Annotated in this window: 5 protein-coding genes; 4 read left to right on the top strand and 1 reads right to left on the bottom strand. The window is 73.8% G+C overall.

Annotated features, from left to right (window positions below; translation table 11 throughout):
* From V7793_RS32565 to nudC, 3 genes are all read left to right on the top strand, one after another.
* Positions 1-703 (top strand): PD-(D/E)XK nuclease family protein (locus V7793_RS32565; protein ID WP_336013302.1); only part of this gene is annotated, 703 nt, incomplete at its 5' end.
* A gap of 82 nt (positions 704-785) precedes the next feature.
* Positions 786-2,213 (top strand): dipeptidase, encoded by a 1,428-nt coding sequence (locus tag V7793_RS32560; RefSeq protein ID WP_336013301.1) that lies wholly within the window; start codon positions 786-788, stop codon positions 2,211-2,213.
* Positions 2,214-2,269: 56 nt separating this feature from the next.
* Entirely contained in the window at positions 2,270-3,211 is a 942-nt protein-coding gene (nudC, locus tag V7793_RS32555) for an NAD(+) diphosphatase (RefSeq protein ID WP_336013300.1), read from the top strand.
* Between the two features lie 96 nt (positions 3,212-3,307).
* Here the strand turns inward: nudC and V7793_RS32550 are convergent, their stop codons facing one another.
* Positions 3,308-3,565, bottom strand: a complete 258-nt coding sequence (locus V7793_RS32550) for a mycoredoxin (protein ID WP_058046142.1) — start codon at positions 3,563-3,565, stop codon at positions 3,308-3,310.
* Positions 3,566-3,756: 191 nt separating this feature from the next.
* Between V7793_RS32550 and V7793_RS32545 the strand changes: the two genes are divergently transcribed.
* Positions 3,757-5,490: ATP-dependent helicase (locus V7793_RS32545; RefSeq protein ID WP_336013299.1), on the top strand; the 1,734-nt coding region annotated here is incomplete at its 3' end.

Below are 5,490 nucleotides of genomic sequence, written 5' to 3'. Positions count from 1 at the left end.
GCCCGAAGAGGCCCGCCTGGCCGCCTCCTGGGACCGGGATCTCGACGCCCTGGCGGGCGAGCTCCGCCGGGCACGCGCGCGTGAGCGCGACGTGCCCCTGCCCGCCTCGCTCAGCGCGTGGCAGCTGGTCCGGCTCGCCGCGGACCCCGACGGGTTCGCACGCGAGCTCGCCCGGCCCATGCCGCGCCCGCCCCAGCCCGCCGCCCGCCGCGGCACCCGCTTCCACGCCTGGATCGAATCCCGCTTCGAGCCGCTGCCGCTGCCCTTGCTCGGCCCCGACGAGCTGCCCGGCGGCGCGGAGGACGACTTCGGCCCGGAGATCGCCGACGAGCAGGACCTCGCCGAGCTCAAGGAGGCCTTCGAGCGCACCCCGTACGCCCGCCGCGTCCCCCACCGGATCGAGGTGCCCGTCCAGCTCACCCTCGCGGGCCGGGTCGTCCGCGGCCGCATCGACGCGGTCTACCGCGACCGGGGCCCCGGCGGGGACACGTACGAGATCGTCGACTGGAAGACCAGCCGCGCCCACGACGCCGACCCCCTGCAGCTCGCGATCTACCGTGTCGCCTGGGCCGAGCAGCACGGGATCCCGCTGTCCTCGGTCACGGCCGCCTTCGTCTACGTGCGCGACGGCGGGACCGTCCGCCCGGACGGCCTCCCCGACCGCGCGGGGCTGGAGCGGCTCCTCCTGGGGGAGCACCCGTGAGCAGGCGTGATGACGGAAGGTGTGTCCGGCGGTACGCCGGGCCGGTCATGGTCACGCCGTGCGTCCGGATAGGCTCGACGGCATGAGCGAGACTCCGGACAGCGCCGTCCGCGCGTTTATCGAAGGCCACCGCGCCGCGTTCCTCGACGATCTCGTCGAGTGGCTCCGCATCCCCTCCGTGTCGGCCGACCCCGGCCGTTCCGGGGACGTGCGCCGCAGCGCCGAGTGGCTGGCCGCGAAGCTCACGGAGACCGGCTTCCCGACCGCGGAGGTCTGGGAGACCGACGGCGCCCCGGCGGTGTTCGCCGAGTGGCCCTCGGGCGACGAGGGGGCCCCGACCGTCCTGGTCTACGGCCACCACGACGTCCAGCCCGCCGCCCGCGAGGACGGCTGGCACACCGAGCCGTTCGAGCCCGTCGTCAAGGACGGCCGGCTGTACGCCCGCGGTGCCGCCGACGACAAGGGCCAGGTCTTCTTCCACACCCTCGGCGTCCGCGCCCACCTTGCCGCCACCGGCCGCACGGCGCCCGCGGTCAACCTCAAACTGCTCATCGAGGGCGAGGAGGAGTCCGGCTCGGAACACTTCGCGGACCTCGTCCGGGCCCGCGCCGACCGCCTCGCGTGCGACGCGGTCATCGTCTCCGACACCGGCATGTGGTCCGAGGACACCCCGACCGTCTGCACCGGCATGCGCGGCCTCGCCGACTGCCAGATCGACCTCTACGGCCCGGACCAGGACATCCACTCCGGCTCCTTCGGCGGCGCGGTGCCCAACCCCGCCATGGAGGCCGCCCGGCTCGCCGCCGGCCTGCACGACGAGAACCTCCGCGTGGCGATCCCCGGCTTCTACGACGGCGTCGTCGAGCTCACCGACCGCGAGCGCGAGCTCTTCGCCGAGCTGCCCTTCGACGAGAAGCGCTGGCTGCGCACCGCCCACTCGCACGCCCCCCTGGGCGAGGCGGGCTACAGCACCCTGGAGCGCATCTGGGCCCGCCCCACCGCCGAGGTCAACGGCATGGGCGGCGGCTACCAGGGCCCCGGCGGGAAGACCATCGTCCCGTCCGCCGCCCAGCTGAAGCTGTCCTTCCGGCTTGTGGCGGGTCAGGACACCGACCACGTCCAGCAGGCCGTGCGCCGGTGGGTGGCCGACACCCTCCCGGACGGCATCCGCCACGAGATCACCTTCTGGGGCGCGACCCGCCCCTGCCTGACCCCGCTGGACCACCCGTACCTCCGGTCGGTCGTGCGGGCCATGGAGCGCGCCTTCGGACAGAAGGTCCGCTTCACCCGCGAGGGCGGCTCCGGACCCGCCGCGGACCTGCAGGACGTGCTCGGCGTCCCGGTGCTCTTCCTCGGCATCTCGGTGCCCTCGGACGGCTGGCACGCGCCGAACGAGAAGGTCGAGCTGGACCTCCTGATGAAGGGCGTCGAGACCTCCGCCCACCTGTGGTCCGACCTCGCGGCCGCGGGCGCGTCCGGGACGGGGCCCGGGGGAGGGCTCGCCGGCTAGTCCGCGCACCACAGACGACCATTCGCAGGGATTCGTAGGGGGAGTTGGAAGCAGCAGTGACCACCTGGACCGATCTCTCGGCCGCCCGGCCGATCACCCTCACCGCCGAGAGCGGCATCGACCGTGCCGCCCACCACCGCCTGGACGAGGCGTGGCTCGCCGCGGCCTGGAGCCACCCCTCCACGAGAGTCTTCGTGGTCTCCGGCGGCCAGGTACTGATCGACGACACCCCCGACGGCCGCACCGAGCTCGTGATGACGCCCGCCTTCGAGGCGCCCGTCACCGAGACGCACCGCTACTTCCTCGGCGAGGACGCGGACGGCATCGCCTACTTCGCGCTGCAGAAGGACGCCCTGCCGGGCCGGATGGACCAGTCCGCGCGCCCCGCCGGGCTGCGCGAGGCCGGCCTGCTGCTCTCGCCGCGCGACGCCGGCCTGATGGTGCACGCGGTGGCCCTGGAGAACTGGCAGCGGCTGCACCGCTTCTGCTCGCGCTGCGGCGAGCGCACGGTCGTCGCGGCCGCCGGCCACATCCGCCGCTGCCCGGCCTGCGGCGCCGAGCACTACCCGCGCACCGACCCGGCCGTGATCATGCTGGTCACCGACGGGGACGACCGCGCGCTGCTCGGCCGCCAGATGCACTGGCCCGAGGGCCGCTTCTCCACGCTCGCGGGCTTCGTCGAGCCGGGGGAGTCGCTGGAGCAGGCGGTGCGGCGCGAGGTCGCCGAGGAGGCGGGCGTCGTCGTCGGGGACGTGGAGTACGTCGCGAGCCAGCCCTGGCCGTTCCCGTCCAGCCTGATGCTGGGCTTCATGGCGCGGGCCACGTCCTGCGACATCCAGGTGGACGGCGAGGAGATCCACGAGGCGCGCTGGTTCTCGCGCAAGGAGCTGCGGGCCGCCTTCGCCTCGGGGGAGGTCCTGCCCCCGACCGGCATCTCCATCGCGGCCCGGCTGCTGGAGCTCTGGTACGGCGAGCCGCTGCCGCAGAGCCAGTCCTGAGGAAGCCCTGAGGAACGCGTCACACGCGCGTTCCGCACGCAGACGGCGAAGGCCCCGGTCCGCGGACCGGGGCCGTTCTGTCTCCGCGCCCGCGCGTCAGGACGCCAGGGCCTGCTTGACCTGGGCCAGGGACGGGTTGGTCATGGTGACCGGCGCGGCGCCGCTGAGCGGGTTCACCAGGACCGTCGGGACCGTCTGGTTGCCGTCGTTCGCCTTTTCCACGAAGGCCGCCGACTCGGCGTCGTGCTCGATGTTGATCTCGTTGTAGGCGATTCCCTCGCGGTCCAGCTGGCTCTTCAGCCGGCGGCAGTAGCCGCACCAGGTGGTGCTGTACATCGTCACGGTGCCCGACATTCGACCTCGTGCCCCTTCTCTCGTGGTGGTGTTCCGGTCCGTTCCCGGCCGTGCCGTGGGTACCGATCCGGGTGTTGTTCCGGTGGTAGAACGTGCACCTGTCCACAGCCATTCCCGTATTCGTACGACTGCCGCGGCACCCCTGTGGACGGCATTCCCGGTCGCCCCCGCGAACCTGGCAGCATGGCGGGGTGACAGCAGCAACGCACTCCACTCTCTTCCCGCCGGTCCCGGACTCCCCGGACGCGGTGCTCGACGGGCTCGACCCCGAGCAGCGCGAGGTGGCGACGGCCCTCAGCGGCCCGGTGTGCGTGCTGGCCGGCGCCGGCACGGGCAAGACCCGCGCGATCACCCACCGCATCGCCTACGGCGTCCGGTCCGGAGTGCTCCAGCCCTCCAGCGTGCTCGCCGTCACGTTCACCAACCGCGCCGCCGGCGAGATGCGCGGCCGGCTCCGCCAGCTCGGCGCCGGCGGCGTCCAGGCGCGCACGTTCCACTCGGCCGCCCTGCGCCAGCTGCAGTACTTCTGGCCCAAGGCCGTGGGCGGGGACCTGCCGCGCCTGGCCGAGCGGAAGGTCCAGATCGTCGCCGAGGCCGCGGCCCGCTGCCGCATCCGCCTCGACCGCACCGAGCTCCGCGACGTCACCGGCGAGATCGAATGGGCGAAGGTCACCCAGACCGTCCCGGAGGACTACCCGGCCGCCGCCGCCAAGGCCGGCCGCGACATGCCCCGCGACCCCGCCGAGACCTCCCGGGTCTACGCCGCCTACGAGGACCTCAAGCGCGACCGCGGCGTGATCGACTTCGAGGACGTCCTGCTGCTGACCGTCGGCGTCCTGCAGGACCGGCACGACATCGCCGAGACCGTCCGCCGCCAGTACCAGCACTTCGTCGTCGACGAGTACCAGGACGTCAGCCCCCTCCAGCAGCGCCTCCTGGAGCTGTGGCTGGGCGACCGGGACAGCCTGTGCGTCGTCGGCGACGCCAGCCAGACCATCTACTCCTTCACCGGCGCCACCCCCGATCACCTGCTGAACTTCCGCACCCGCCACCCGCACGCCACCGTCGTCAAGCTCGTCCGGGACTACCGCTCCACCCCCCAGGTCGTCCACCTGGCCAACGGCTTGCTCTCCCAGGCCCGCGGGCGGGCCGCCGAGCACCGCCTGGAGCTCGTCTCCCAGCGCGAGGCCGGCCCGGAGCCCGTCTACGGCGAGTACGCGGACGAGCCCGCGGAGGCCGAGGGCACCGCCCGCCGTGTCCGCGACCTCATCGACTCCGGGGTGCCCGCGAGCGAGATCGCGATCCTCTACCGCATCAACGCCCAGTCCGAGGTCTACGAGCAGGCCCTCGCCGATGCCGGGGTGCCCTACCAGCTGCGCGGCGCCGAGCGGTTCTTCGAGCGGCCCGAGGTGCGCGAGGCCGGGCTGCTGCTGCGCGGCGCCGCCCGTGCCGGCGGGGGCGACACCCAGCTCGCCGGCGCCGATGACGTCCCGTCCCAGGTGCGGGCCGTCCTGGGCACCCGCGGCTGGACGGCCGAGCCGCCCACCGGCTCGGGGGCGGTGCGGGACCGCTGGGAGTCCCTCGCGGCCCTCGTGCGCCTCGCCGAGGACTTCGTCCGGGCCAGACCCGCCGCCACCCTCGCCGATCTCGTGGCCGAGCTCGACGAGCGGGCGAGCGCCCAGCACGCCCCCACCGTCGAGGGTGTGACTCTCGCCTCACTTCACGCCGCCAAGGGCCTTGAATGGGACGCCGTGTTCCTCGTCGGCCTCGCCGAGGGCATGATGCCGATCACATACGCCAAGACGGACGAGCAGATCGAGGAGGAGCGCCGCCTCCTCTACGTCGGCGTCACGCGGGCCCGCCGCCACCTCTCCCTGTCCTGGGCGCTCTCCCGCACGCCGGGCGGCCGCCCCTCCCGGCGCCCC

The sequence above is a fragment of the Streptomyces sp. KLMMK genome, from assembly GCF_036961605.1.
In the GTDB taxonomy this organism is placed as follows: Bacteria; Actinomycetota; Actinomycetes; order Streptomycetales; family Streptomycetaceae; genus Streptomyces; species Streptomyces telluris.
Note: the sequence above shows the minus strand (reverse complement) of the source record. Positions and strands in the feature narration are given on the sequence as shown.